Origin of the sequence: Pseudomonas sp. CH235 (assembly GCF_004368175.1) — a bacterium.
Lineage (GTDB): Bacteria > Pseudomonadota > Gammaproteobacteria > Pseudomonadales > Pseudomonadaceae > Aquipseudomonas > Aquipseudomonas paraglycinae.
Window position 1 is genome coordinate 48,573 of the sequence record NZ_RRZJ01000010.1, and the last position, 26,114, is coordinate 74,686.

Sequence of the window (26,114 nt, forward strand, 5' to 3'; positions counted from 1 at the left end):
CAACAGGTTGGCGTTCTCGGCTACCGCGTTTGGAGTCCGCGCGGGGCAGGATGCGAACATCAATAACCAGAGGATGGAAGCATGGACCGTACTTCTGCAAGTCCCCAGCGACACAATGCTGCCCAGCGATCAGCGCATATTCGCGAAGTGGTGCTGGCCAAGGGCGTGGAACTGCGCGAGCGCTACCCGATTCTCAAGCATCAGGATGCACTCGGCGCCGGGATTCTCGCCTTTGCTCTGGCCGGAATGATCGGTTCGGCGGCGCTGTATATCAGCGGGCACCTGGCGTGGTGGGTATGCCTGTTGCTCAACGCGTTTTTCGCTTCGCTGACCCACGAACTCGAACACGACCTGATCCACAGCATGTATTTCCGCAAACAGCGCGTGCCGCACAACCTGATGATGGGCCTGGTATGGCTGGCGCGGCCGAGCACGATCAACCCGTGGATCCGCCGCCATCTGCACCTCAATCATCACAAGGTGTCCGGTACCGAAACCGACATGGAAGAACGGGCGATCACCAATGGCGAGCCTTGGGGTTTCGCGCGGTTGCTGATGGTCGGCGACAACGTGATGTCGGCGTTCATCCGCATGCTGCGGGCCAAGACCTGGGCGCACAAGTTCAGCATCATCAAACGCACTTTGAAGGTCTACGCGCCGCTGGCGCTGGTGCATTGGGGGGCGTGGTATGTGTTTCTCGGGTTCCATGGGGCCAATGGCATCGCCTACCTGATGGGCTCGCCGATCGAATGGTCGGCGACCACGTTGTCGGTGATGCAGGTGATCGACATCGCCGCCGTGGTGATCATTGGCCCGAACGTATTGCGCACTTTCTGCCTGCACTTCATCAGTTCGAACATGCATTACTACGGGGATGTGGAGCCGGGTAATGTGCTTCAGCAGTGCCAGGTGTTGAATCCGTGGTGGCTGTGGCCGTTGCAGGCGTTCTGCTTCAATTTCGGCAGCAGTCACGGGATTCATCATTTCGTGGTGAGGGAGCCGTTTTACATTCGCCAGTTGACGGTGCCGGTGGCGCATAAGGTGATGCGGGAGATGGGGGTTCGGTTCAACGATTTCGGGACGTTTGGGCGGGCGAACAGGTTTGTTCGCAAGGAAAATGAAGGGTTGGCGGGTAAGGCGATAGAGGTGAACTGACTTTGTGTTTTCGGCTGGAGATCCAGCCCTCACCCTAACCCTCTCCCGGGGGGAGAGGGGACTGATTGGGGGATATTGGGGAAGTACGCCGACGTGAACGAACTGTTCTGAATCCATAGTCGACTGGTTTTTTCAGGTCGATGTATAGCGAAAGACACCTCGGTAGGCTCCCTCTCCCTCCGGGAGAGGGCTGGGGTGAGGGCAGCTCTTGATCTTGCCACCTCAATCCGGCTGAAACGGCGACTCACTCAAAATCACCCCCGTCTCCTCCACATACCGCTGCCAATGCTCGATCAGCGCTTCAAGCTTCTGCGGCTGACTTAACGCCAGATCATGAATCTCCCCCGGATCACTCCCCAGGTCGTAAAGCTGCCAGGTCGCCGGCCCGACTGGACCGGGGATCCACACCGCCTTCCACTGCCCCTGCCGAATCGCCCGGCGCCCGAACAATTCCCAACCGGTAACGGTGTGTTCGTCATGCACCTGCGCCGTCTCGCCAGACAAAAAGCCCAGCCACGATTTACCACGCAACTGTGCCACCGGTTTGCCGTGCCATTGCTTGCCGGGATGGCGCACGCCGGCCAGATCGAGGATGGTCGGCGTGATGTCCATCACCGTGCCGAAACCATGGCTGATCTGCCCCTTCAGCGGCAGCTGCGGATAGTGCAACAGTGCCGGAACGCGAATCCCGCCCTCGGTGGTGAACGCCTTGAACAGGCGCGACGGCGCGGTCGCCACCTGCGCCCAGTTCGGCCCGTACCAGACGTAGGAATTGGCGCGGCCGATGTTGTCGAGGCTGTTGTCGTAGTGCTGGCTCAGGTAGGTCACCAGCTCCGGACCGAATTTCGGGAAGGCTTCCAGCAGCGCGCCTTCGGCACCGTTGTCGGACATGAACAGGATGAAGGTGTTGTCGAGCTGGCCCTGCTGGCGCAGATAGTCGACGACGCGGCCGATGTTCCAGTCCATGCGCTCGACCATCGCCGCGTAGACCTCCATCGCCCGGGCGGAAATGCGTTTTTGTTCATCGCTCAGCGCGTCCCATTGCGCGGTCAGCTGGATCAGCGGATGCGGTTCGACATCCGGCTCGATCAATCCCAGCGACTTGAGTTTTTCCAGACGCTCGAGGCGCAGCACTTCCGGCCCTGCGTCGTAGCGGCCACGGTATTTTTCGACGATGTCGGCGGGCGCCTGCAACGGCCAGTGCGGCGCGGAAAACGGCAGGTAGGCGAAGAACGGCCGGCTCTGGTCGCGCTCCTTGAGGTACTGCAACAGCTTGTCGCCGAAAGCGTCGGAGGAATAGAAATCCTTGGGCAATTCGTCGATGAACGTGTCGTCTTCGATGTACAGCGCCGGGGTGGATTTCAGCAGGCCGGGCGTGTGTTCATCGTAGGTCGGTTCGAATCCGTAGTGGTTCGCCGCGCCGGGCAGCAACGAGAACGAGCGCTCGAAGCCTCGGGCGTGAGGCGCCAGTTCGGCGGTCAGGCCCAGGTGCCATTTGCCGCTCATCAAGGTCTGGTAACCGGCCTCGCGCAGCAACTCCGGCAACGCGACGACACGGTCGTTGAGATAGCCTTCGTAACCCGGTTTGCCGATCAGCTCCGGGGTCAGGGTTTCGGCCATGGTGCCGATGCCGGCGATGTGGTGGTCGGTGCCGGTGAGCAGCATCGAGCGGGTCGGCGAACAGGTTGGTGCAGTGTGAAAATCGGTCAGGCGCAGGCCATTGTTGGCCAGGGCATCGAGGTTCGGCGTGGCGATTTCGCCGCCGAACGCGCCGATGTCGGAGAAACCGAGGTCATCGGCCAGAATCACCAGAAAGTTGGGACGTTGCGGCATCAACAAGCTCCTGTTCAGCAGGCAATGAACGACAACGGCAGATCACGGATCTGCACCGGTGCGCTCGGTTGGTAATGGTCGTCACTGGTCAGCTCGTGCAGCAGTTCTTCGCGCAACTGGTGGAAGTCGAAACTGCTGCGCTGGCGCGGATGGGGCAGGGCGATGTCCACCACCCGCTTGATCCGGCCGGGGCGCGGTTCCATCACCACCACGCGGTCGGCGAGGAAAATCGCTTCCTCGACATCGTGGGTGACCAGAATCGTGGTGATCTTTGCCCGCTCGCGAATCGCCAGCAGTTCGTCCTGCATCTGCTGGCGGGTCAGCGCATCGAGGGCGCCGAAGGGTTCGTCGAGCAACAGGATCCGTGGGCTCGCCACCAGCCCGCGAGCAATCGCCACGCGCTGGGCCATGCCGCCGGAGAGTTGATGCGGGTAGGCGCGGGTGAAGTCGCGCAGGCCCACCAGCTCGATGAAATCGTTGACGCGTTGCTGCTTTTCGGAGGCAGCCAGCGGCTCGTTGACCAGGCCCAGACCGATGTTGTCGGCCACCGTCAGCCACGGGAACAAACGATGCTCCTGAAACACGATGCCGCGCTCGCCGCCGATGCCGCTGACGGCTTTGCCATCGACCGTGATCTGCCCGCGAAACTGCGTGTCGAGGCCCACCAGCAAACGCAGCAGGGTGGATTTGCCGCAGCCGCTGGAGCCGACGATGGCGACGAATTCGCCCTCGGCGATGTCGAGGTTGAATTCGCGAATCGCCTCCAGTTCGAAACCGTCGACGTCGAAGGATTTGCCTACATGGTTGAAGCTGACAATCGGTGCGTTCATGCGTGTCTCCAGCGGGTGGCGCGGATTTCCATGCGTTGGCCAATGAGGTTGAGCAGGGCGCCGGTGAGGCCGACCAGCAGCATCCCGGCCATGATCAGGTCCATGCGCAGCAGTTGTTGGGCGCCGATCATCTGGCTGCCGATGCCGCCGTTGGACGGCATGAAGTATTCGGCGCCGATGGTGCCGAGCCAGGCGTAGATCAGGCTCAGGCGCAAGCCGGCGAAAATCCCCGGCGCGGCGCCCGGCAATACCAGTCGACGCAGGCGCTGGCCGAGGCTCAGGCGCAGGACCTGCGCGGCTTCGTTGAGTTGTGGCGAGAGGTTGGCGACGCTGCGTTGAGTCGCGACAAACAATGGAAAGAAAGCGGCGAGGGCGACGAACACCCACTTCGCCAGTTCGCCTAGACCGAACCAGGCGGTGAGCAGCGGCACCCAGGCGAAAATCGCGATCTGGCGCAGGGCGGCGAGGGTCGGGCCGAGCACGCGTTCGCTGGTGCGCGACAGACCCAGCAGCAAACCCAGCACGAGGCCGAGGCCGCCGCCAATCAACAGACCACCTAGTGTGCGGCCCAGGCTCAGGGCCATGCCCGAGATCAACGTGCCGTCGAGCAATCCGTTTTTCGTCGCCTCAAGCACCACCCACGGACTGACCAGAATGTTGGCATCGATCCATTGCTGATCGACCGCCAGTTGCCACAGCGCAAACAGCGCCAGCGGCAGCAGCCACGGCTGTACGCGTTGCCAGCCTTCGTAGCGTGGGCCGCGACGGATTTCTGCCGTGGCCGGGTGCGGCCAGTGCACCAGTTTTTTGTCCAGCAGACCGATGCCGCGATCCATCGCCACGCCGATCAGGCCGATTACGACGATGCACACGAAGACGATGTCGAGCATGAACAGCTGTCGCGCCCAGACCATCAGGTAACCGATGCCTTCGCTGGAGGCCAGCAGCTCGACGGCAAGCAATGAAGTCCAGCCAGCGGCGAGCGCCAAGCGTACGCCGGCCATGAATGCGGGGAGGGCGGCGGGCAGCACCAGACGACGGATCAACAGTCGTGGCGGCAAACGTAAAACAGCGGCGGCTTCACGCAATTTGGGTTGCGCATCACGCACGCCGACCAGCGTGTGCAGGGTTACCGGCACCACGATGGCCTTGACCAGCACCACCAGTTTCAGCGTTTCGCCGATGCCGAAAAACACCATGAACAACGGAATCCACGCCAGCGTCGGCACCTGGGCCAGGCCGGCGAATGTCGGGAAGATCAGGCGCTCGAGGCGGCGGCTGAAGCCCAGCGCCGCACCGAGCACTGCGCCGGCGCTAACACCCGCCAGCAGTCCCCAGAACAACCGTTGCAGGCTGATCCACAAATGACTCCACAACTCGCCCTGGGACAGTTCGATCGCGCTGCTCCACACCAGTGACGGCGCGGGCAGGATCTGTTCGCTCATCCATTGATTGCGCGCCGCCAGCCACCACAGGGCGAACAGTCCGAGCGGTAATATCCAGGGTAAAACGCGGTGGCTCAGGCTTGGCCAGGTGCGCCGGCTTTTCAACGGCGGTGCGGCCAGTGGCAGGCTGAGCAGGGATTCACGGGCCATGGGTGACCTCCGTTGTCGGGTTGGATCGAGTCAGCGGAATTAGCTAAAAACCAATTGTTATAAGTGAGTTAGAAAATAATCATTTTGGAGATAAGCAGCGCCATTTAAGGCCTCCAGCCCTGCGCGCATCCAATGCATTCGAAGAATATTTTCGATGCTCTCCATGCATACGGCTCTGCATGTCCCGACTTTGCTGGCTTAGCTTGAAAAGCTATAAAAATGTGCTTTTTAAGTATTTAAGCGCTGATACGGATTGCGCCTACTTTCGGCTCCTCAATGCCCGCCGTGATCAGGAGCCGCACCCATGAACCTTCCCTTCAAACGTGTCATCAGTCTGTTTGCCGCGCCGGCGCTGGCGGGTCTGCTGGCGTTCTCTGCCCAGGCCGACGAGCTCAAGGAAATCAGGATTGCCGTGCCTGATCTGAGCGCGGGTACTCAACACAGCGGCGGGGGCATCGTGGACGTGCTGCGTGATCAGCAGATTTTCGAAAAGGCTTTCGCCGATCAGGGCATCAAGATTCAGTGGAGCTTCTTCAAGGGCGCCGGACCTGTGATCAACGAGGCGTTCGCCAACGGTCAGGTGGATCTGGCCTATCTCGGAGATCTGGCGGCCATCATCGGCAAGTCCAACGGTCTCGATACGCGCCTGCTCAGCGCCAGCGCCCGGGGTGTGAAGCAATACCTCGGCGTGGTGCCGGGTTCGGGGATCAAGACGCTGCAGGATCTCAAAGGCAAGCGCGTGGCGATCTTTCGCGGCACCGCGACCCAGTTGTCGTTCGATGCGGCGCTGGCCAGCGTGGGCCTGAGCGAGAAGGACGTGAAGGTGATCAACCTCGATTTCAACGCAGCGGTTGCGGCGCTGGCGGCGAAGCAGATCGATGCGTCGTGGGGCAGCTCCGGGCTGACTGCATTGCAGGCCAAAGGCTTGGCCGAGTTGCCGCTTAACACCAAAGACCTCGGTGGCGCCGGCAGTGTGCAGTCGGTGCTGGTGGGTACCGGCAAGTTTGTCGATGGGCATCCGGAAGCCGTGGCAAAACTGCTCAAGGCGCAGCAGCAGGCGGTGGAGTGGTTGACGCAGGACAGCAACAAGGACGCCTATGTGCAGCTTGTGTCGGGGCTGGCGAGCTATCCGCCGGTGATCCTGACCCAGGATCTGAAGGATCAGAACCTGAGCGAAGTGTTCCCGTCGACACTGGACCCGCTGTTCCTCGAAAACCTGCAGGGCAAGGTGGACCTGGCGGCGCAGCAGAAGCTGATCCGCAAGCCGTTCAAGGTGAACGAGTGGGTCGCGCCTGAGCTGGCGGCTGCGAAGCTCTGAATTTTTAGCGTCAGAACAGCCCTCATCGCCAGCAGGCTGGCTCCCACAATTGGATTCATTTTCATGTGGGAGCCAGCCTGCTGGCGATGACGACCTCAGACCGCGACGCTGATCGCCTGTTTATCCACCGCCACCAGCGTCTCGATCATCGCCCGCGCCGCCGGCGACAAGCGGAATCCCGTGCGGCTGACGATCCCGCACCGCGCATTCATGCTCTCCAGGTTCTGCGGCAGGTTGCGCCAGTGCAGCAGCGCCAGCGAGCCCTGGGCGATGTCCTCGACAAACGCCTCTTCGGTGCCAACGCCAATCGCGTTGGATTGCAGCACCACTTTCACCAGCGCCGGAAAATGCTCGGTCTCGATGGTCGGTGAAAAATCGATCCGCCCGCTGAGATTCGCCAGCAGTTTGCGAATGCCTGGCGGGATCAGCGTGGTCGCCAGCGGGTAGTCGAACATGTCGTTGGTCGACAGGCTTTCCTTGGCGAGCAGCGGATGCCCCGGCCGGCAGAAAAACACCCCGCGCTTGGGCGTCAGCGGCTGGGTCTGGAAGTTCGGGTCGGACTCGAAATGGCGGATGTCGGCAATGAAGAATTCGATCTCCTCGCGGCTCAGGGCGCGGCTGAGTTTTTCCCAGTTATCCACCTGAAAACAGGTGCGCACTTTCGGGTGCGCATTGATGAATTGCGCCACCGCGTCCGGCACCAGTTTCACTGCCGGCGCCGGGCCGCAACCGAAGTGCAGTTCGCCGGCGTCGAGCTTGGTCATCTGCGTCACCTCGGCGCTGAGCAATGCCGCGCCCTGCACCAGGGTCAGGGCGTGCTGAAGCACCACCTGGCCTTCGGGCGTCGGGCGCAGATCCTTGTTGCCGCGATCCACCAGCACGCAGCCGAACTCCTGCTCCAGCCCTTGAATGCTGCGGCTGAATGCCGGTTGAGTGATGCCCATGGCGTCGGCTGCGCGGACAAAACTGCGGTGTTCGTTGAGGGCGATGAAGTAGCGCAACTGGCGAAGATCCATATGCTTTTCCGGCATCCTAAAAATAGCTCGAAGGCATTTGCGACGAGGTTGCTTGAGGTTTTAAATGCAAGCTCTTATTCCGTCAACGAAGCATGTGAATATCTATTAGATGTAAATGGAATATAGATAGAGCGTTGTTTCGCTGCCGTCCAACCGCAAGCAGTCGATGAGGGTCTACCCATGAGCAATGCCGCACTCGCTGTAAAACCCGCTGTCCACACGCTGGACGTTCATCCGGTGGCCGGCCGTATCGGCGCCGAAATCCGTGGCGTGCAGCTGTCCGGTGAGCTGGATGCCGCGACGGTTGAAGCCATTCAACAGGCGTTGATCCAGTACAAGGTGGTGTTCTTTCGCGAGCAGACCCAGCTCGACGATCAACGTCAGGAAGCCTTCGCGCATCTGCTCGGCGAGCCCGTAGCGCACCCGACCGTGCCATCCCGCGAGGGCACCCGCTATCTGCTGGAACTGGACGGCGCCGAAGGGCAGCGCGCCAACTCGTGGCACACCGACGTGACCTTCGTCGATGCCTACCCGAAAGCCTCGATCCTGCGCTCGGTGGTGGCCCCGGCGTTCGGTGGCGACACGCTGTGGGCGAACACCGCGACCGCGTACAACGAACTGCCGACTGAATTGCGTGAGCTGGCAGACAAACTGGTGGCCGTGCACAGCAACGAATATGACTACGCCGCCGTGAAGCCGGACGTGTCGGCGGAAAAGCTTGAGCGCTATCGCAAGATCTTCACCTCGACCGTCTACGAGACCGAGCACCCGGTGGTGCGTGTGCACCCGATCAGCGGCGAAAAGAGCCTGCTGCTGGGGCATTTCGTCAAGCGCATCAAGGGTTATTCCCAGGCCGATTCGGCGCACCTGTTCGGCTTGCTGCAAAGTCATGTGATCCGCCAGGAGAACGTCGTGCGCTGGCGCTGGAAGGCCGGTGATGTGGCGATCTGGGATAACCGTTCGACGCAGCATTATGCGATTGATGATTACGGCACTCAGGATCGGGTGGTGCGTCGGGTGACGCTCAAAGGGGAAGTGCCGGTCGGGGCGAATGGGCAGCGTAGCCAGACCATCAAAGGGCGTGAGTAAGAGCAGAAGATCAAAAGCCCCTCACCCCCGCCCTCTCCCGGAGGGAGAGGGAGCTGACCGAGATGTCTGGCGCCATACATCGACCTGAAGGATCAAGTCGATTATGGATTCAGCAAAGCTCATACAGGTCAGCGCAAATCACCAATATCCCGCGGTCAGTCCCCTCTCCCTCCGGGAGAGGGTTAGGGTGAGGGGGCTCTTGCTCTTGCCTTCGCTCGATCACTACCAAACGCCAATCTGAACGAGCTTCTCGGTCTCGGGCTCCCCATAGCGAAACCGCTGCCCGCGCAAATCAATCTCCTGATGACTGATCGTCGTGCGCCGCTTCAACCCGCGCACCCACTCGAACAGATACCCCGCATGCTCCTCGCGCACCGCCGCATACGCCGGGTCCGCGCCCAGATCCTGCAGCTCCTGCGGGTCATTCAACAGATCGAAAAGCTGCGGCCGGAAGCCGTCGTACGCCAGGTATTTCCAGCGTTCACTGCGCACCATGGTCATGCGGCAACGGTCGATCGGCTGGCCCAGTCGCTCCCGTGCCGGGGCCTGGAAGGCGTAGTCGTATTCGCTGATCGCATAGCGGCGCCAGTCAGGATTTTCACCGTGCAGCAGCGGAATCAGCGAGCGACCTTCCAGGCGATGCTCGGCCCCCGTAACGCCCAGCGCGTCGAGAAAGGTCGGCACGCCGTCGATGGTTTCCGCCAGTCGCTCGTCCACGGTGCCCCGTGTGACATCCGCCGCCGCACGCGGGTCGCGCACGATCAATGGAACGCCCACCGCCTGCTCCAGCAAAAACTCCTTCTCGCCCAGCCAGTGATCGCCCAGGAAGTCGCCGTGATCGCTGGTGAACACAATCAGCGTGTCCTCCCAGCGGCCGTTGCTTTGCAGGAAATCGAACAGCCGCCCCAACTGATCATCGACCTGTTTGACCAGGCCCATGTACGTCGGGATCACGTTCAGTCGTACCGGATCTTTGGAGAAATTCAGGCTTTCCTCATGCTGGCGAAAGGCCTGATAGACCGGGTGGTCGCTTGGAGAGGCATTACGTACCGGTTCGAGAATCGATTTCGTACTGTACAAAGTGTGGTACGGCGACGGTACAATGTAGGGCCAGTGGGGTTTGATATAGGACAGGTGTAAAAACCACGGTTTTTCACCTTGCTCACCGATGAAGTCGATGGCTCGATTTGTAGTGTAGACAGTCTCTGAATGTTGCTCGGGAATTCGTGCCGGCAAATGGGCATTACGCATTTTCCAGCCGCTGAGGATTTCGCCGTTGTCGCCTTCGGCCGCGTTGGCCCAGTCATGCCAGGGGTTACGCCCTTCGAAACCCTGCTCGCGCAGGTAGTGGGTGTATGGCGCGGATTCGCGTTTGTCATCGAACAGCGGGTTGTCGGGGAAGATGCCGTCGTGACGAAAGTACGGCTCGAAGCCGACTTCATTGAGCACTTCGGCCTGGGCGCTTTCGGGGTTGATCGCCAACCGCTGCAAGGCGTCCACATTGGCCGTGGCGTGGGTCTTGCCGACCAGCGCAGTACGAATGCCGTGGGGTCGCAGGTAATCGCCGATGGTCAGTTCTTCCAGCGGCAGCGGCACGGCGTTCCACGCCACCTGATGGCTGCTGACATAGCGCCCGGTGTAGGCCGACATCCGCGACGGTCCGCAAATCGTGCCTTGGGTGTAGGCACGGCTGAAGCGCACGCCGGCCGCAGCCAGGCGATCGATGTTCGGGGTGTGCAGGTGTGGGTGGCCGTAGCAGGACAGGTAATCGCGGCGCAGTTGATCGCACATGATGTACAGCACGTTGCGCACAGGGTTTTGCGGGTTGGACATGGGGTTCACCAGTCAGAAAGACAGGCGAGGTTTTTCGCTTTCGGCGAGGGTGTTCGGCAAGTGCATTCGGGGAATGCTTGCCATGCATGAAACGCATGGGCTCAGACGGCGAGGTTCGCCAGTGAGCACACCTCCTCATCCACCGCATCGATCGCCTTGATCTGCTCGATCATCGCCTCGGCCAACGGTGACAACCGATACCCGGCGCGGCTGACGATTCCATAACGGGTGTAAAGCTCCTCCAGATCATCCGCCAACCCTTCGACCTTCAAGCACACCAGCTCACCCCGGGCCTGATGCAGTGCATCCGAATAGGCGCCGACGATGCCGATCGCATCCGAACGCAACACCACGCCGAGCAGGCTGGCGCTGTTCTCGCACTCCACGTTCGGAACGAAATCCGGGCGACCACTGAGGTCAACGATGACCTTGCGCAGGTTTGGCGGGCGAATGCTGACGGCCAGTGGATAACTCATCAATTGCTCGGCGGTGACCCGATCCGATGCGGCCAGCGGATGCCCGGCGCGGCAGCAGAAATGCCATTTGCGCGGCCTCAACCGGTGGGTCAGATAATCCGGATCTGCCTCGAAGTGCCGAGTGTCGGCAACGAAGAATTCGAACTCTTCGCTCAGCAGCCGTTTGCTCAGGCTCTGCCAGTCATCGACCTGGTAATGCACCCGCGCTTTCGGGTAGCGGCCGATGAAGCTGCCGATCGCTCGGGGGATCAATCCTGCCGCTGGCGCCGGGCCACAACCGAAGCGCAATTCCCCCGCCTCCAATCCGTTGAACTGGCTGATCTCGTTGGCCATCTGCTGCGCACCGCTGACCAGTCGCCGCGCGTGTTCAAGCAGCACCTGGCCCTGTTTGGTCGGCGGCAATTCCTTGCGTCCGCGATCCACCAACTGGCAACCGACGCTGTGTTCCAGCGCCTGAATGCTGCGGCTGAATGCCGACTGCGACAGGTTCACCGCCTGCGCGCCCGCGACGAAGCTGCGTTGTTCGGCGAGGGCGATGAAGTGTCTGAGTTGGCGCAAGTCGATATGCATTTTTCACATAAAAAATATCCGGGAAATGCATTGGATATGCATTAGGTCGACTCCTTATAAAGGCAATCTCTTATGCAGTAAATCTTTGTAAAAACATAAATAAATAACTTAAAAGAATATGCGGCACGGAAGATGTCTGCGTGTTTTTTGACCAGGAGCAGTCCCATGAGTCCGTTGAACCTCGCTTCACCGCCGCCGCCACGACGGCTCAAACGTCTGCCTCTGGCCCTGTTGCTGGCGGGGAGTGCCAGCTGCACCCACGGCTACGCTGCGGAAACGGAAACCCCTGTGCCGGCACCGGCAGGCAAGACCGCGACCGCCACTTCGCAACTGGAAACCGTGACCGTCACCACCCGCCGTCGCGAAGAAAGTTCTCAGGACGTGCCGACACCCATGAGCGTGGTCAGCGGCCAGACTCTGGAGACGCAGCGGATCTACCGGATTCAGGATCTGCAGCAACTGGTGCCCAGCGTCAACGTCGCCTACATGCATGCGCGTCAGTCCAGCGTGTCGATCCGGGGCCTCGGCAACAACCCGGCCAGCGATGGTCTGGAAGGCAGCGTCGGGCTGTACATCGATAACGTTTATCTGGGCCGTCCGGGGATGGCGGTGTTCGACCTGATGGACATCGAACAGCTCGAAGTCCTGCGCGGGCCGCAGGGGACGTTGTTCGGCAAGAACACTACCGCTGGGGTAATCAACATCAGCACCCGCGCGCCGAGTTTTACCCCGGAGCGCAGCATCGAAACCTCGGTCGGCGAGGACGGTTATTTCCAGACCAAGGGCACGATTTCCGGGCCGCTCAACGATGTGCTGGCCGGGCGTTTGTCGGCCTATCGCACTCGTAGCGACGGCGACATCAAGAACGAATTCAACGGCCATGATCTGAACGGCGGTTCCCGCGACGGTTTCCGTGCGCAGTTGCTGTTCAAGCCCAACGAAAACTTCAACCTGCGCTGGATCGGTGATTACAACGAAGAGGATTCCAGCGCCGGCACCCGCGTGCTGTACAACACCGGGCCGACCATCAATGGCGTCAATCTCTACTCGGCCCGCGCCGCCGCTGCCGGCGCGACGCTGGTCAACGGCTCGCACCGCAAGGTCAATCTGGACAATGACCAGCACGTCACCGTGCATCAGGGCGGCACGTCGGTGGAGGCCAACTGGACCCTGCCGAGCGACTTCACCCTGACCTCGGTCAGCTCCTACCGCTTCTGGAATTTCACCCCGCGCAACGATGATGGCCTCAACGTGCCGGCAACCTACAACGCCGGGGTGTCGGTGGAGGACAAACAGTATTCCCAGGAATTTCGTCTCGCCTCGCCCAAGGGCGAGTTCTTCGATTACGTCCTCGGTGCCTACTATTTCGGCTCGGACCTGGACAACAAATCCTTCGCCTATTACGGCCCGCAGGCAGACATCTGGAACGGCACGCCACGGGGCGCGCTGGCCAACGTCAACAGCGTCGGCCGTGGCCATATCAAGACCGACAGCTTCGCGCTGTTCGCCCAAGGCACCTGGCACCTGACCCCGCGTCTGGATTTCACCGCCGGGGTGCGTGGCACCTATGAAGAGAAGAACGCCTGGGTCAATCGTGATGCACCGGTCGGTGGCGCCGCTGTCACGGGTGCCGCAGCCACTGCGCGACGCGGCCGGACCGGCGCCTACGATTCCGGCGACCTGAATCAGTACAGCTCCAGCCCGTCCGGATTGCTCAACCTCAGCTATCGCTTCACCGATGATCTGCTCGGCTACGCTACGTTGTCTCACGGCGAAAAATCCGGTGGGGTCAACCTTGTGGTCGGCTCGGCCCCGACCGCTGGTGCCGACTCGCTGCTTATCGGTACCGAGCGCGCCAACAACGCCGAACTCGGTTTCAAGAGCACGCTCTGGGATCGCCGTTTGCAGTTCAACGCCAACGTGTTCTGGACTCAGGTCAACGCTTACCAGACCAACGCCTACGACGACGTCAACCGTGTGCAATACCTGACCAACGCCGGTTCGGTGCGCTCGCGCGGCGTGGAGTTCGAGAGCACCGTGATCCCGTTGCGCGGCCTGACGCTGAACTTCAACGGCTCGTACAACGACGTCAGTTACCTCTCGTACAAGGACGCGCCGTGCCCGCCGGAGGTCAGCCAGGCACCGGGTGCTCCAGCCTCTTGCGACCTCAGCGGTCATCAGGTGGTCGGCGCCTCGAAATGGATCGGCAATGCCAACGGCAAGTACGAATGGAATATGGATAACGGCCTGCAACCTTACGTCACCGGCAGCTACGCGTTCCGCTCAAAAGCGGTGGGCACGGTCGAAGATTCCGACTACGGCCAGATCCCGAGTTACGCGGTGGTCAATCTCTCCACCGGCCTGCGCGGCGATTTCAATCAGGGTCAGTGGGACGTCTCGCTGTGGCTGAAAAACGCCTTCGACAAAACCTACTACACGACCCTGTGGACCGGCGGCAACGGCGGCTATGAAGGCCTGCTCGGTACGCCGCGTACCCTCGGCGTCACCGGTCGCTACGACTTCTGATCGATCCTTCAAGGAGCTGCATCATGTTGCGCATCAAAACCGCTTTACCGGTGTTGCTGTCCGGCGCAGTGCTCAGTGCCGGGGCGCTCGCCGCACCCAGCGTCTACCCCACCGGCGTCACCCGTTACGACCCGGCCAAGGCCTTCAATCAATATGTGATCTTCAGCGGTGCCGACAAGCAGACGCACCTGATCGACATGAACGGCAACGAGGTGAAGAACTGGCCGCAGTCAGGTTTCCCGTCGGCGATCATCGACCCGCAACTGGTGGGTGGCGAGCGTGGCCATGTGTTGCTGCAACTGAGCGAAAAGGATCCAGGCAAGCTCGGTTCCGCCGGTAACGGTCTCGGCAATCAGAGCGTCGGCGAGCTGGACTGGAATGGCAAAGTCGTCTGGCAGTGGGGCGACAAGGCCCCCGGTGGGGCGGCGCAACAGCATCACGATCAGCGTCGCCTGAGTAACGGCAACACCGTGGTGCTGGCGAACAAGGTGCACCAGGTCAAAGGCTTCAAGGTGCCCGAGGTGATCGACGATGCGATCTATGAAGTCAGCCCCGCCGGCGAGGTGAAATGGCAGTGGCTGGCGTCGGATCACTTGAACGAATTCGGCTTCACCGCCGAGCAGTTGAAGCTGGTTCGTGCCAGTGAAAATCCTGATTACCTGCACATCAACAACCTCAGCCTGGTCGGGCCGAACAAATGGTTCGATGCCGGCGACAAGCGTTTCAACCCGGACAACCTGCTGATCGATTCGCGCAATGCCAATTTCATCGCGATCATCGACAAACACAGTGGCAAGGTGGTCTGGCGCCTGGGGCCGAATCTGCCGTTGGCCAATCCGAAAACCGCGCAGAAAATCCCGCGCCCGGTGGACCAGTTCGTCGGTCAGCATGACGCGCACATCATCCCGGCCGGATTGCCCGGCGCGGGCAATCTGCTGGTGTTCGACAACCAGGGTTCGGCGGGGTACCCGAACGTCACGCTGGGGCTGATTTCCGGTTCGCGGGTGCTGGAGATCGACCCGATGAAAAATGAAATCGTCTGGCAGTACAGCGCGGCGAATTCGAAGCAGCCGGGGTGGGCGTTCTACAGCTCGTTCATCAGCAGCGCACGGCGCTTGCCCAACGGCAACACGCTGATCGATGAAGGCATGAACGGACGGTTCTTCCAGGTGACAGCCAGCGGTGAAAACGTCTGGGAATACGTCAGCCCTTATCTGGGCAAAGCGCCGGGCAGCGACGCGATCAGCAACTGGGTCTATCGGGCCCTTCCTGTGAGTTATGACTGGGTGCCGGCAGGAACTCCGCGCTCGGAGACGGCAGTGATTGCGCCGGCCATTGGTGTGCAACAAACCAATGCCAGTCGTTAGTTATTAAGAGTCTTCCGAATCGAAATAAGTTATGAGCGACATGAATAGTGCATATAGCAATTTCGTTGAAAAGTCGCGTGGACAATAAATGAATGTCCAACCATCCTGAGTGTCGTGAGTTTCCAGGAGGAAACTTGCTCTCATCGGAAGACACTTATCCAACGATAAAGGAAATCTCGTTATGTCGAGCATTAATGGCACTTACGTAAATGCCAACTCTGGCGCCAAGCTGGTTATCACCGACGGTAATGATTCCAATGGCAGCTTCAGCGGCACCCTCAGCCAGGGTGGCGTGAATTACGACATCCGTTACGGGAACTACCACTTCCAGAACAGCACCGGCAACCCGACCACAATCGCGGTGCTGGCTCAGAACGGAAATAGTGGTTATCAGACCTGGACGCTGTTTTCGCCTGATCACAACTACGCGAAACTCCGGGCTACCGGTTCCCGCGTGAACTTCGATGGTGAAGTGGTGAACTTGGGTGGTGAGTTTCTGAAGCAATAAGAAATTCCGTAAATCGAAGGCCGATGCATTAAACATGCATCGGCCTTTTTTATTTTACTTTTTATAAAGCTCGTCAACTATCACCTTGGAATTAGTTGTCACTGAATCCCGGGTCATCGATAACCCGATGCCTTGGATGAATACTTTTTATGCCGGGAAAGCATGTCGATTCCGGCGAATCGCTGGAAGCCTTGCGGGCCGTGGCTTTGGCGAAAATGACTGTTTCATATATTCCATAAACATCTATTCATAACATGAAAGATTACTTTCGGAGATAAGCGTCTAGCCCAATGATTGACCCATCGATCACGCCGTGGGGGATTCAACAAGCGGCGAATCGGCTACGCGAAAAAACGCAAAGAGACCGCAGGGAGTAAATCAATGGGCAATGTCCAGACCGCCGCCAGTGCACAGGAGGTGCTGTGGCGCCAGGCGCCGAGCGGCGAGTTGGTCGATCTCGGCCGGCCCCATCGCGTGCCGTTGGGGCAGCTGCGTTTGCAGCGCGCGCCCAAGGGCATTCTGAGCCGCCGCGAAACGATTCTGCTCGGCGTTCTGGCGCTGGTGGTGCATGGCGCGGTGATCTACTGGATCAACCAGCATCCGACGCCGGCACTGCCGATCGTGCCGCCGGAAATTCCGCCGATGACCATCGAGTTTTCGCGCCCGGCGCCACCAGCTCCACCTGTGGTTGTACCGCCGCCACCGGCACCTGTGGTTGAGCCTCCGCCCCCGGTGGAAGACGAACTGGCAACCAAGCCGCCACCGAAACCAAAGCCGATTCCCAAACCGAAACCGGTCGCCAAACCTGTACCGAAACCAACGCCAAAAGCCGTCGAGCAACCACCGGCGCCGCCACAACCGGCCGCTCCGGTCGCCGCGCCAGCGCCACCTGCACCACCGGCGCCTGCTCCGGTGACGCCGGCCTCGGCCAACGCGGCGTACCTGAAGAACCCGGCGCCGGAGTATCCGTCGCTGGCCCAGCGTCGCGGTTGGGAAGGCACGGTGTTGCTGCGGGTACACGTGTTGGCCAGCGGCAAACCGGGCGAGATCCAGATTCAGAAAAGCAGTGGCCGGCAACAGCTCGACGACGCGGCGCTGGACGCCGTGAAGCGCTGGAGCTTCGTGCCGGCCAAGCAGGGTGATGTCGCCCAGGACGGCTGGGTCAGCGTACCCATCGATTTCAAGATTCATTAAACCGAAACCAATTTCGCGCTAAACGTTTACACGAGGGAACACATCATGACGTTACTGGCATCTCCACTGGAATCCATCGAAAGCGCGGTGATCTGGCTGCTGGTGGTCTTCTCTGTCGCCACTTGGGGGCTGGCATTGCTCAAGGCTTTGCAGTTCGGCCGGTTGAAGGCGCAGGACCGCAAATTTCACAAGCGCTTCTGGGCGGCGTCGAGTCTGGACTCCGCCGCCGAGTTGAGCGAAACCCAGCCCGGCGCGGCAGCGCGGGTGGCACAGGCCGGTTATGCGGCGATACAAGTGGGCGAGGCGCCGCAGGCCAATGACCTGAGCCAGGCGATCAATCATCAGGATCGCCTCGAACGTGCCTTGCGCCAGCAGATCGTCCGCGAGCGCCGTTCGCTGGAAACCGGTCTGGCGGTGGTCGCGAGTATTGGCAGCACCTCGCCGTTCATTGGTCTGTTCGGCACGGTGTGGGGAATCATGGAAGCGTTGAAAGGCATCAGCGCGGCAGGTTCGGCGAGCCTGGAAACGGTCGCAGGGCCCATCGGTGCAGCGCTGGTCGCCACCGGGGTGGGGATCGCGGTCGCGGTGCCGGCGGTGCTGGTTTACAACTACTTTTTGCGTCGTCTGAAACTGACGGCGGCGGACCTGGACGATTTTGCCCACGACTTCTACAGCCTGGCGCAAAAGAGCGCGTTCCGCGTGTTGATCCACCCGACCGCGCACAAGGCTGCGGCCCAGGGCAATGCAACAAAAGTGAAGGAGGCGTCCTGATATGGCCTTCTCCACGCAAGACAGCGACGAGGTGCTGAGCGAGATCAACGTGACGCCGCTGGTGGACGTGATGCTGGTGCTGCTGGTGGTGTTCATCGTCACCGCGCCGCTTTTGACCAACGCGATACCGATCAACCTGCCGAAAACCGAAGCGGTGGCGCCGGTCGAGCAGAAAGACCCGTTGGTGGTGAGCATCGACGGTGCTGGAAAACTGTTTATCAACAAGGACGAAATCCAGCCGGACCTGCTGGAGTTCAACCTCAAGTCGGCCAAGGCCAAGGACCCGGAAGTGCGCGTGCAATTGCAGGCCGACGACGGGGTGAATTACGGCGAAGTGGCGCGAGCCATGGCTTCGATTGAGCGGGCGGGCATCACCAAGCTGTCGGTGATCACTGCACGATAAGGGTTTCACGTTTTTCCGGGGCCGTCTCCTTGGCAGGGTGCGGCCCCTTTTTTTGCCGAATGCTTAATATGCTTTTCAGGTCTTAATAAATAGCTTCTTATTCCTTAAAGAATATATATCCCGTCCCTATACTCGTTCAGGAACAGACACGACGCAGGAGAGCTCCCCCATGCGCAACGAATCAATCCGTTATCTGATTGTGCCGGGCTGGCAAGGATCGCCAGAAGATCATTGGCAAACCCACTGGCAGAACAGTCTGCCCAACAGCGCGCGGGTGGAGCAGGCCGACTGGCTGACGCCGCGTCGTGAAGACTGGGTCGCGGCGCTGGCCGAGGCGATTGCCGCCGACAGCTCGCCGGTGATTCTCATTGCTCACAGCCTGGGCTGCATCACCGTGGCGCACTGGGCTGCTACTGCGCCACTGCATCATTTGCGTCAGGTGCGCGGGGCGCTGCTGGTTGCGCCGGCAGATGTCGAGCGCCCGGCGTGTGTGCCGGCACTGCGCAATTTCGCACCGATCCCGACCGATCTGCTGCCATTCCCGAGCCAGGTCGTCAGCTCCGACAACGACGCCGCCGTCAGTGCGCCGCGTGCGCTGGAACTGGCGCGCAACTGGGGCGCCGAGGCGGGGATTCTCGCAGGTGCCGGCCATATCAACGTGAAGTCCGGGCATCAACGCTGGGAGCAGGGATTCGCTTATCTGTATCGCCTGCAAAACCGCATGGAACACCACGCCCGGCGCCGTGCCTGACCACTTTTATTTTTTCAACGCCCCCGTCTCCCGGCGATTTGGGGCGGGAGTCTGCCATGAGTTTTGAAACCTTTGGCCAGCCGTTGCTGACCTTTCCCGATGCGGAAAAAAGTCCCCTGAGTATTCGCGCCAAGGCGCTGGTGTTCGTCGATCCACGCTCGCGCCAGTTGCGCGAGGAAATGGCCCAGCTCGCACCGCGCTCGATCTCGGTGTTGATTCGCGGCGAGACCGGCACCGGCAAGGAATTGCTCGCCCGCCACATCCACCGCGCCAGTGATCGCAGCGGCTTGTTTGTCTCGGTCAATTGCGGGGCGATCAGCCCGACCTACGCCGATGCCGAATTGTTCGGCTACGCCGCCGGCAGCTACAGCGGATCGGCCAGCAGTCGCGCCGGCTGGTTCGGTTCGGCCAACGGCGGCACCTTGTACCTGGACGAGATCGGCGACCTGCCGCTGCCGATCCAGATCAAGTTGCTTTCCGCACTGGAAAACCACGAAGTCACCCGCGTCGGTGCGCATCAACCGAGCCCGGTGGACGTACGGCTGGTCGCCGCGACCAGCATCGATCTGGCCCAAGCGGTGGCGGCGGGTAAATTCCACGAGCGGCTTTATCACTATCTCAGCGAAGGCCATCTGGAACTGCCGGCATTGCGCGCGCGGGTCGGCGACATTCTGTCGTTGGCCGAGTACTTCCTCGGCATCTACAGCCAGCGTCTGGATCTGCCGGTGCCGCTGATCAGCGAAGCGGCGCAACAGGTGCTGGAGCAACACAGCTGGCCGGGCAACACCCGGGAGCTGGAAAACGTCATTCATTTTGCGCTGCTGGTGAGCACCGGCGACGAAATCCTGCCGGAGCACCTGAACCTGCCCGAGGTGTCTGGGCCGCTGGTTCAGATCGAACGTCAGGTGGCGAGCGTCAGCCTCAACGGCACCGTCGACGAACGTAAGGCATTGAAAGAGTTGCTGTTGAGCCTGAGCGAGGCGTTGTAACCATTTTATTCAACATGAACAAAATGGAATATGAAGCTGAATAAACGTTATTGTCCGGGAATAAAAAATCCCGGTATTGTCCGCTTCACGCCAGCAGTAGCACATCGCTGGCACACGTATTAATGCCGTCGTCGATGACGACCGATTTTCGATAAGGACACTGCATGAAAAAGGTTCTGTTGTTTACCGCATTGGCGGCTGCTCTGACGGCTTCCCTGGCCCAGGCCGGCGAGAAACTGGTGGTGGCCGCGACGCCGGTGCCGCACGCCGAAATCCTCGAGCTGATCAAGCCGACCCTCGCCAAAGAAGGCGTGGATCTGGAAATCAAGGTTTTCACCGACTACGTTCAGCCGAACGTACAGGTGGGCGAGAAGCGTCTGGACGCCAACTACTTCCAGACCAAGCCTTACCTGGACAGCTTCAACGCCGGCAAATACAAGGATGACAAGGCCAAGTACCTGGTGACCGTGCAAGGCGTGCACGTTGAACCGTTCGGTGGCTACTCGAGCAAGTACAAGACCCTGGCCGAACTGCCGGACGGCGCCACCATCGCCATTCCGAACGAAGGCAGCAACAGCGGTCGCGCACTGATCCTGCTGCAGAAGGCTGGCCTGATCGAGCTGAAAGATCCGAAGAACGCCCTGGCGACTCCAAAAGACATCGCCAAGAACCCGCACAACTTCAAGTTCAAGGAACTGGAGTCGGCCCTGCTGCCGCGCGTTCTGAAAGAAGTCGATCTGGACATGATCAACACCAACTACGCGCTGGAAGCCAAGTTGAACCCGACCAAGGACGCCCTGGTGATCGAAGGTGCGGATTCGCCTTACGTGAACTTCCTGGTTGCCCGTGAAGACAACAAGAACAGCGACGCCATCAAGAAACTGGCCGCTGCCCTGACCAGCCCTGAAGTCAAAGCGTTCATCGAGAAGAAGTACAACGGCGCGGTACTGCCGGCGTTCTGATCCGACGCAACAGCAACCCCCTTCAAGGTTGAAAAAAGACGCCGATGACCAGCGATGGTCATCGGCGTTTTTTCTTGCGTGTGGATAACTCAGGCAGCGCTGGTTTTCAGCGCCCTGCGCAAAGCCACCAGCCATTTCACGAAATCCTGCGGGTCCGGTCGCTGCGGCACTTTTACGTCCATGTTCTCTTCCTTGTTATGGGGTTGGCCGGGGGAGTCTGGCCAAAAGCTGTTCGTCCTTGGAGGGCTTTTACGAAAAAAAGATCCGTCCTACAGCGAAAGGAAAAATAGCCTTCTTATTCTGTCGGGGCAAACCCGCAGGATAGTTTTTTGCGTGATATCAATATGCTTTAACGGTATTTAAATTCTTTTTCTTATACCTTTAAAGTCGGTGCCTGCCGGACAGTTACCCGCTGTCCATGGACTGCACCACCGTCGCTTACCGAGCGGCGTCAGGATGTTTCATGACCTTCGATTACGCATTTATCCTCAGCACCCTGCCGGCGTTTCTCAAAGCCGTGGGCGTGACGCTGCAGGTCGGTTTGATCGCCATTGGCACCTCGCTGCTGGTGGCGTTGCTCAATGCAACGATTCTGGTGTTCCGCACGCCTTACCTGCAAAAACTGGTCGGGCTGTATGTGGAACTGGCGCGCAACACGCCGCTGCTGATTCAGTTGTTCTTCGTCTACTTCGCGCTGCCGGCCCTTGGGATCAAGGTTTCCGGATTCAGCGCCGCGATCATCACCATGACGTTTCTCGGCGGGGCCTACCTCACCGAAGTGCTGCGCGCCGGCGTCGATGCGGTGCCCCAGACGCAGCTTGAATCGGGCCGCTCAATCGGCCTGTCCCACGGTCAGTTGCTGCGCTACGTGATCCTGCCGCAAGCGGGGATCCTCAGCCTGCCGTCGCTGTTCGCCAATTTCATTTTCCTGCTCAAGGAGACCACCGTGGTCTCGGCAGTGGCGGTGCCGGAAATTCTCTACACCACCAAAAGCTACATCGCGCTCTACTACAAAACCTACGAAATGCTCGCCGTGCTGACGCTGATCTGCGTGCTGCTGTTCCTGCCGCTGTCGCTGCTGTTGAGCCGTCTGGAAAGGAGGCTCCAGCATGGCCAGTTCGGGTCTTGAACTGCTCTGGGTGTCGTTGCCGCAACTGGCCAAAGGCGCCGGGCAAACCCTGTCGATCTCGTTCCTCAGTATCGCCATCAGCACCGTCGGCGGCGTGCTCTACGGCGTGCTGCGCACGCTCAACGTGACGTGGCTGAACGCGCTGCTGCGGATCTATCTGGAGCTGTTCCGGGCGATCCCGGTGCTGGTCTGGTTGTACCTGCTGTTTTTCGGCCTGCCAATTTTCTTCGGCCTGAGCCTGCCGAGCTTCTGGTGTGCGGTGTTGGTGCTGTCGCTGTGGGGCGCCAGCGAGGTTGGCGAAGTGGCGCGCGGTGCGCTGCATTCGTTGCCGCGCGGGCAGCGTGAGGCGGGGCTGTCGATCGGTCTGAACGCGGCGCAGCTCTACGGCTACGTGTTGCTGCCTCAGGCGCTGAAACGCATGACGCCGCCGACCATCAACGTCTACACGCGGATCATCAAGATCAGTTCGCTGGCGGTGCTGATCGGCGTTGTCGATGTGATCAAGGTCGGCCAGCAGATCATCGAGCGCACCTACGAATCGGTGCTGATCTACGGCGCGCTGTTTCTGTTTTTCTTTTTTATCTGCTACCCGCTGTCGGCCGCCTCGCGCGTGCTGGAGCGGCGCTGGACGCAAGCATGAGCGCATTGATCGAGTTTCAGGGTTTCAACAAATTCTTCGGCGAACAGCAGGTGCTCAAGGGCATCGACCTGCAGGTGAAGTCCGGCGAAGTCATCGTCATCCTCGGCCCCAGCGGCTGCGGCAAAAGCACCTTGCTGCGCTGCCTCAACGGTCTGGAAACCGCCCACAGCGGTCACCTGAAGTTCGCCGGCCGTGAATTGCTGGACAAGGCCACCGACTGGCGCGAAGTGCGTCAGCAGATTGGCATGGTGTTCCAGAGTTATCACCTGTTTCCGCACATGAGCGTGCTCGACAATTTGCTGCTCGGCCCGCTGAAAGTGCAGAAGCGCGAACGCCGCGAAGCACAGCAACAAGCCGAAGCGTTGCTCGCGCGCGTCGGCCTGGCGGACAAGCGCGACTCCTTCCCGCGCCAGCTCTCCGGCGGCCAGCAGCAACGCATCGCCATCGTCCGTTCGTTGTGCATGAACCCGCGGGTCATGCTCTTCGACGAAGTCACTGCCGCCCTTGATCCGGAGATGGTCAAGGAAGTGCTGGAAGTGATTCAGGGCCTGGCCCGCGAAGGCATGACCCTGTTGATCGTCACCCACGAAATGGCCTTCGCCCGCGCGGTGGCCGATCGCATCGTGTTCATGGATGGCGGGCGCATCCTTGAGCAGAACCCGCCCGAGCTTTTCTTTACGAACCCGCAAACCGCACGCGCGCAGCAGTTCCTGGAGAAGTTCTCCTACGTCGAAGCGCTGACTTCAACGACTTCGCCCACAACGACTCAACCCAAGGAACTGGAACTGCCATGAAAACTGCCAAAGCCCTATTTGCTTTACCGCTGATCAGCCTCGTGCTGCTGGCCGGCTGCAACAAGACCGAAGAACCGGCCAAGCCGAAAGTCGCCACCGAAAGCACCGCACCGGCCGGTTACCTGGACAAGATCAAAGCCCGCGACAAGCTGATCGTCGGCGTATTCACCGACAAGCCGCCGTTCGGTTTCGTCAACGAAGCGGGGCGTTACGTCGGCTTCGATACCGACATCGGCCGTCAATTCGCCAAGGATCTGCTGGGCGATGAAAACAAGGTCGAGTTCGTGGCCGTGGAACCGGCGAGCCGTATTCCGTTCCTGCAAAGCGACAAGGTCGACCTGATCCTCGCCAACATGACCGTGACCCCGGAGCGCAAGGAAGCGGTGGAATTCACCAACCCGAACCTCAAGGTCGCGGTGCAGGCGCTGGTGCCCCAAGGCAGTGAGGTGAAAAAGCTGGATGACCTGGCGACCCGCACCACCATCGTCACCACCGGCACCACCGCCGATATCTGGCTGACCAAGAACCACCCGGACTGGAAACTGCTGAAGTTCGAGAAAAACTCCGAGTCCCTGCAAGCCCTGGCCAACGGCCGTGGCGATGCCTACGCGCAGGACAATCTGGTGCTGTTCAGCTGGGCCAAGCAGAACCCGGGCTACCGCGTGCTGGACGAAAAACTTGGCGCCGAAGCGCCGATTGCCCCGGCGGTGAAGAAGGGCAATATCGAATTGCGCGACTGGGTGAATACTGAACTGGCCAAGCTTGGTGAGGAGAAATATCTGCTCAAGCTGTATGACCAATATGTGCGTAAAGAGCTGAGTGATGACACCAAGCCCGAGAGCGTGATTGTTGAGGGTGGGAAGTGGCAGGGCTGATTGCCTGACAGGTCGGCGGTGAGGATGCAGAGCAACCCCTCACCCCAGCCCTCTCCCGGAGGGAGAGGGAGCCGACCGAGGTGTTTTGAGAGTTACATCGACCTGAGACACCGAGTCGATTATGGATTCACAGAAGCACTTTCAGGTCGGCGTAACTCTTGAGCTTTCCCCAATCGGTTCCCTCTCCCTCCGGGAGAGGGTTAGGGTGAGGGGCTCTCCAACTGACACACCTAATCAGGCCAATTCCACGCCGGCTCATCCAGAACCCTCTGCCCGACGATCCCCGTCTGGCCGAGGGTTTTTTCCAGCACGATGCAATTGCATTCCGGGTCTTCCTGCAGCGCCGAAATCAATCGCCGGGCATGGGACACCACCCACACCTGACACTGCTCCGACACCCGGATAATCAAACGCGCCAGCGCCGGCAGCAGATCCGGATGCAGGCTGGTTTCCGGCTCGTTCAGCACCATCAGCGATGGCGGGCGTGGCGTCAGCAGCGCGGCGACCAGCAGCAGATAGCGCAACGTGCCATCCGACAGTTCCGCCGCCGACAGCGGCCGCAGCAACCCTTCCTGAAAGAACTCGATAGCGAAGCGTCCGCCTGCCAGCGGCGCAATGTTCAGCCGTGCACCGGGAAACGCATCGCTGATCGCCGCCTGCAGCGCCTCGGGATCGCCGATCTCGCGGATGGTCTGCAACGCCGCCGCCAGATCGCGCCCGTCGTGATGTAGCACCGGCGTGCGCGTGCCCAGTTGCGGCTGGCGCACCGGGGCGTCGGCGTCGCTGCGAAAGTGGTCGTAGAAGCGCCAGCGGCGGATGAACTCACGCATCTGGAAAACTTCCGGCGAGGTACGCAGGCTGCCGACCTGATCGAACAGGCTGTCGAAGTTCGGCGTGTATTGCGCCAGAACATCCCAGCCACGACCTTCACGGGTACGGATCATCGGCCCGTCGCGATCCACCAGCAGACTGGCCGGACGATAGAGCGGTCCGGCCCAGATGCATTCCTTTTTGATTTCCGGGTCGAGGGAAAAAAACGAGAGGCTTGGCTCCGGCAAACCCAGGGCGATCGAATAGCTGAAATCTTCCCCGGCAAAGCCCAGACGCAGGCGTTTCACACCCTGGCGCACGGTGGACTGGATCGGCACCTCGCCGTTGCGCATGCGCCGGCTGATGGTTTCCGGTCCGGCCCAGAAGGTCGAGTCGAGACCACCCTCACGGGCCAGCGCATTGACCACGCCGCCCTGAGCGGTTTCCGCCAGCAGCCGCAGCGCCCGATAAAGGTTGGACTTGCCGCTGCCGTTGGGGCCGGTGATCAGGTTCAGACGGCCCAGCGGAATCACCAATTTATTGATCGAGCGGTAATTGGCCACCGCGAGGGTCTTGAGCATGAAAATCCTTCTTGAGTGCCCCGAAATCCGGGTCAGGATACTCGCTGCACAGAAATGCATATATCGCCCGGACGAAGGTTGAACCCTGTTCTAAGCTCA

23 protein-coding genes are annotated in these 26,114 nt (G+C 60.5%); 16 read left to right on the forward strand and 7 right to left on the reverse strand.

The window, feature by feature from the left end; genetic code table 11:
• Positions 1-81 precede the first annotated feature (81 nt).
• The gene (locus tag EIY71_RS13030) at positions 82-1,155 is read left to right on the forward strand and encodes a fatty acid desaturase (protein ID WP_129973823.1); all 1,074 of its coding nucleotides are present in this window, start codon (positions 82-84) and stop codon (positions 1,153-1,155) included.
• 222 nt (positions 1,156-1,377) lie between these two features.
• On the opposite strand, the gene EIY71_RS13035 is transcribed toward EIY71_RS13030, so the two are convergent.
• The 3 genes from EIY71_RS13035 to EIY71_RS13045 are packed head-to-tail and all read right to left on the reverse strand — an operon-like array spanning position 1,378 to position 5,413.
• Positions 1,378-2,988, reverse strand: a complete 1,611-nt coding sequence (locus EIY71_RS13035) for an arylsulfatase (RefSeq protein WP_134021926.1) — start codon at positions 2,986-2,988, stop codon at positions 1,378-1,380.
• A gap of 14 nt (positions 2,989-3,002) precedes the next feature.
• A complete protein-coding gene (locus EIY71_RS13040) occupies positions 3,003-3,818 on the reverse strand; it encodes an ABC transporter ATP-binding protein (RefSeq protein WP_085746309.1) in 816 nt (271 codons plus the stop codon).
• Complete coding sequence (locus EIY71_RS13045) at positions 3,815-5,413, reverse strand: ABC transporter permease (protein WP_134021928.1); 1,599 nt, start codon at positions 5,411-5,413, stop codon at positions 3,815-3,817. Before EIY71_RS13045 ends, EIY71_RS13040 begins: the two co-directional genes overlap by 4 nt.
• 304 nt (positions 5,414-5,717) lie before the next feature.
• On the opposite strand from EIY71_RS13045, the gene EIY71_RS13050 reads away from it, so the two are divergent.
• The gene (locus tag EIY71_RS13050; protein ID WP_011331920.1) at positions 5,718-6,731 is read left to right on the forward strand and encodes an ABC transporter substrate-binding protein; all 1,014 of its coding nucleotides are present in this window, start codon (positions 5,718-5,720) and stop codon (positions 6,729-6,731) included.
• Positions 6,732-6,826: 95 nt separating this feature from the next.
• Here the strand turns inward: EIY71_RS13050 and EIY71_RS13055 are convergent, their stop codons facing one another.
• Complete coding sequence (locus tag EIY71_RS13055; protein ID WP_041475105.1) at positions 6,827-7,747, reverse strand: LysR family transcriptional regulator; 921 nt, start codon at positions 7,745-7,747, stop codon at positions 6,827-6,829.
• 180 nt (positions 7,748-7,927) lie between these two features.
• On the opposite strand from EIY71_RS13055, the gene EIY71_RS13060 reads away from it, so the two are divergent.
• The gene (locus tag EIY71_RS13060; RefSeq protein WP_129973819.1) at positions 7,928-8,836 is read left to right on the forward strand and encodes a TauD/TfdA family dioxygenase; all 909 of its coding nucleotides are present in this window, start codon (positions 7,928-7,930) and stop codon (positions 8,834-8,836) included.
• Positions 8,837-9,058: 222 nt separating this feature from the next.
• Here the strand turns inward: EIY71_RS13060 and EIY71_RS13065 are convergent, their stop codons facing one another.
• Positions 9,059-10,669, reverse strand: a complete 1,611-nt coding sequence (locus tag EIY71_RS13065) for an alkaline phosphatase family protein (RefSeq protein ID WP_129973818.1) — start codon at positions 10,667-10,669, stop codon at positions 9,059-9,061.
• A 101-nt stretch (positions 10,670-10,770) separates the two neighbouring features.
• Positions 10,771-11,715, reverse strand: coding sequence for a LysR family transcriptional regulator (locus EIY71_RS13070; RefSeq protein ID WP_039764502.1), 945 nt, complete (start codon positions 11,713-11,715; stop codon positions 10,771-10,773).
• A 165-nt stretch (positions 11,716-11,880) separates the two neighbouring features.
• Between EIY71_RS13070 and EIY71_RS13075 the strand changes: the two genes are divergently transcribed.
• The 13 genes from EIY71_RS13075 to EIY71_RS13135 all read left to right on the forward strand — a co-directional run bounded on the left by EIY71_RS13075 (position 11,881) and on the right by EIY71_RS13135 (position 24,624).
• Positions 11,881-14,241 carry a TonB-dependent receptor gene (locus EIY71_RS13075; RefSeq protein WP_129973817.1) on the forward strand — a complete coding sequence of 787 codons (2,361 nt, stop codon included), beginning with the start codon at positions 11,881-11,883 and terminating at the stop codon, positions 14,239-14,241.
• A 23-nt stretch (positions 14,242-14,264) separates the two neighbouring features.
• Entirely contained in the window at positions 14,265-15,608 is a 1,344-nt protein-coding gene (locus EIY71_RS13080) for an aryl-sulfate sulfotransferase (RefSeq protein WP_129973816.1), read from the forward strand.
• Positions 15,609-15,789: 181 nt separating this feature from the next.
• Positions 15,790-16,116, forward strand: a complete 327-nt coding sequence (locus tag EIY71_RS13085) for a hypothetical protein (protein WP_039764506.1) — start codon at positions 15,790-15,792, stop codon at positions 16,114-16,116.
• A 381-nt stretch (positions 16,117-16,497) separates the two neighbouring features.
• A complete protein-coding gene (locus EIY71_RS13090; protein ID WP_134021930.1) occupies positions 16,498-17,310 on the forward strand; it encodes an energy transducer TonB in 813 nt (270 codons plus the stop codon).
• Between the two features lie 45 nt (positions 17,311-17,355).
• A complete protein-coding gene (locus EIY71_RS13095; RefSeq protein WP_085608585.1) occupies positions 17,356-18,081 on the forward strand; it encodes a MotA/TolQ/ExbB proton channel family protein in 726 nt (241 codons plus the stop codon).
• A gap of 1 nt (position 18,082) precedes the next feature.
• The gene (locus EIY71_RS13100) at positions 18,083-18,484 is read left to right on the forward strand and encodes a biopolymer transporter ExbD (RefSeq protein ID WP_003220570.1); all 402 of its coding nucleotides are present in this window, start codon (positions 18,083-18,085) and stop codon (positions 18,482-18,484) included.
• A gap of 169 nt (positions 18,485-18,653) precedes the next feature.
• Positions 18,654-19,235, forward strand: coding sequence for an alpha/beta hydrolase (locus tag EIY71_RS13105; RefSeq protein ID WP_007952774.1), 582 nt, complete (start codon positions 18,654-18,656; stop codon positions 19,233-19,235).
• A 56-nt stretch (positions 19,236-19,291) separates the two neighbouring features.
• Positions 19,292-20,224 (forward strand): sigma 54-interacting transcriptional regulator, encoded by a 933-nt coding sequence (locus tag EIY71_RS13110; protein WP_085746316.1) that lies wholly within the window; start codon positions 19,292-19,294, stop codon positions 20,222-20,224.
• 164 nt (positions 20,225-20,388) lie between these two features.
• Positions 20,389-21,186, forward strand: coding sequence for a MetQ/NlpA family ABC transporter substrate-binding protein (locus EIY71_RS13115; protein ID WP_011331930.1), 798 nt, complete (start codon positions 20,389-20,391; stop codon positions 21,184-21,186).
• A 463-nt stretch (positions 21,187-21,649) separates the two neighbouring features.
• Entirely contained in the window at positions 21,650-22,315 is a 666-nt protein-coding gene (locus tag EIY71_RS13120; RefSeq protein ID WP_102718549.1) for an amino acid ABC transporter permease, read from the forward strand.
• Positions 22,296-22,955 carry an amino acid ABC transporter permease gene (locus tag EIY71_RS13125; RefSeq protein ID WP_134021932.1) on the forward strand — a complete coding sequence of 220 codons (660 nt, stop codon included), beginning with the start codon at positions 22,296-22,298 and terminating at the stop codon, positions 22,953-22,955. The genes EIY71_RS13120 and EIY71_RS13125 overlap by 20 nt, the downstream gene beginning before the upstream one ends.
• Positions 22,952-23,749 carry an amino acid ABC transporter ATP-binding protein gene (locus tag EIY71_RS13130; protein ID WP_134021934.1) on the forward strand — a complete coding sequence of 266 codons (798 nt, stop codon included), beginning with the start codon at positions 22,952-22,954 and terminating at the stop codon, positions 23,747-23,749. The genes EIY71_RS13125 and EIY71_RS13130 overlap by 4 nt, the downstream gene beginning before the upstream one ends.
• The gene (locus EIY71_RS13135) at positions 23,746-24,624 is read left to right on the forward strand and encodes a transporter substrate-binding domain-containing protein (protein WP_134021936.1); all 879 of its coding nucleotides are present in this window, start codon (positions 23,746-23,748) and stop codon (positions 24,622-24,624) included. The genes EIY71_RS13130 and EIY71_RS13135 overlap by 4 nt, the downstream gene beginning before the upstream one ends.
• Before the next feature lie 230 nt (positions 24,625-24,854).
• Here EIY71_RS13135 and EIY71_RS13140 read toward each other — a convergent pair whose 3' ends face one another.
• Positions 24,855-26,015, reverse strand: coding sequence for an AAA family ATPase (locus EIY71_RS13140; protein ID WP_085746320.1), 1,161 nt, complete (start codon positions 26,013-26,015; stop codon positions 24,855-24,857).
• Between the last annotated feature and the right edge of the window lie 99 nt (positions 26,016-26,114).

Coding starts and splice junctions, on each gene's coding strand:
- EIY71_RS13030 (WP_129973823.1), top strand. CDS start 82: ATGGACCGTACTTCTGCAAGTCCCCAGCGACACAATGCTGCCCAGCGA.
- EIY71_RS13035 (WP_134021926.1), bottom strand. CDS start 2,988: ATGCCGCAACGTCCCAACTTTCTGGTGATTCTGGCCGATGACCTCGGT.
- EIY71_RS13040 (WP_085746309.1), bottom strand. CDS start 3,818: ATGAACGCACCGATTGTCAGCTTCAACCATGTAGGCAAATCCTTCGAC.
- EIY71_RS13045 (WP_134021928.1), bottom strand. CDS start 5,413: ATGGCCCGTGAATCCCTGCTCAGCCTGCCACTGGCCGCACCGCCGTTG.
- EIY71_RS13050 (WP_011331920.1), top strand. CDS start 5,718: ATGAACCTTCCCTTCAAACGTGTCATCAGTCTGTTTGCCGCGCCGGCG.
- EIY71_RS13055 (WP_041475105.1), bottom strand. CDS start 7,747: ATGGATCTTCGCCAGTTGCGCTACTTCATCGCCCTCAACGAACACCGC.
- EIY71_RS13060 (WP_129973819.1), top strand. CDS start 7,928: ATGAGCAATGCCGCACTCGCTGTAAAACCCGCTGTCCACACGCTGGAC.
- EIY71_RS13065 (WP_129973818.1), bottom strand. CDS start 10,669: ATGTCCAACCCGCAAAACCCTGTGCGCAACGTGCTGTACATCATGTGC.
- EIY71_RS13070 (WP_039764502.1), bottom strand. CDS start 11,715: ATGCATATCGACTTGCGCCAACTCAGACACTTCATCGCCCTCGCCGAA.
- EIY71_RS13075 (WP_129973817.1), top strand. CDS start 11,881: ATGAGTCCGTTGAACCTCGCTTCACCGCCGCCGCCACGACGGCTCAAA.
- EIY71_RS13080 (WP_129973816.1), top strand. CDS start 14,265: ATGTTGCGCATCAAAACCGCTTTACCGGTGTTGCTGTCCGGCGCAGTG.
- EIY71_RS13085 (WP_039764506.1), top strand. CDS start 15,790: ATGTCGAGCATTAATGGCACTTACGTAAATGCCAACTCTGGCGCCAAG.
- EIY71_RS13090 (WP_134021930.1), top strand. CDS start 16,498: ATGGGCAATGTCCAGACCGCCGCCAGTGCACAGGAGGTGCTGTGGCGC.
- EIY71_RS13095 (WP_085608585.1), top strand. CDS start 17,356: ATGACGTTACTGGCATCTCCACTGGAATCCATCGAAAGCGCGGTGATC.
- EIY71_RS13100 (WP_003220570.1), top strand. CDS start 18,083: ATGGCCTTCTCCACGCAAGACAGCGACGAGGTGCTGAGCGAGATCAAC.
- EIY71_RS13105 (WP_007952774.1), top strand. CDS start 18,654: ATGCGCAACGAATCAATCCGTTATCTGATTGTGCCGGGCTGGCAAGGA.
- EIY71_RS13110 (WP_085746316.1), top strand. CDS start 19,292: ATGAGTTTTGAAACCTTTGGCCAGCCGTTGCTGACCTTTCCCGATGCG.
- EIY71_RS13115 (WP_011331930.1), top strand. CDS start 20,389: ATGAAAAAGGTTCTGTTGTTTACCGCATTGGCGGCTGCTCTGACGGCT.
- EIY71_RS13120 (WP_102718549.1), top strand. CDS start 21,650: ATGACCTTCGATTACGCATTTATCCTCAGCACCCTGCCGGCGTTTCTC.
- EIY71_RS13125 (WP_134021932.1), top strand. CDS start 22,296: ATGGCCAGTTCGGGTCTTGAACTGCTCTGGGTGTCGTTGCCGCAACTG.
- EIY71_RS13130 (WP_134021934.1), top strand. CDS start 22,952: ATGAGCGCATTGATCGAGTTTCAGGGTTTCAACAAATTCTTCGGCGAA.
- EIY71_RS13135 (WP_134021936.1), top strand. CDS start 23,746: ATGAAAACTGCCAAAGCCCTATTTGCTTTACCGCTGATCAGCCTCGTG.
- EIY71_RS13140 (WP_085746320.1), bottom strand. CDS start 26,015: ATGCTCAAGACCCTCGCGGTGGCCAATTACCGCTCGATCAATAAATTG.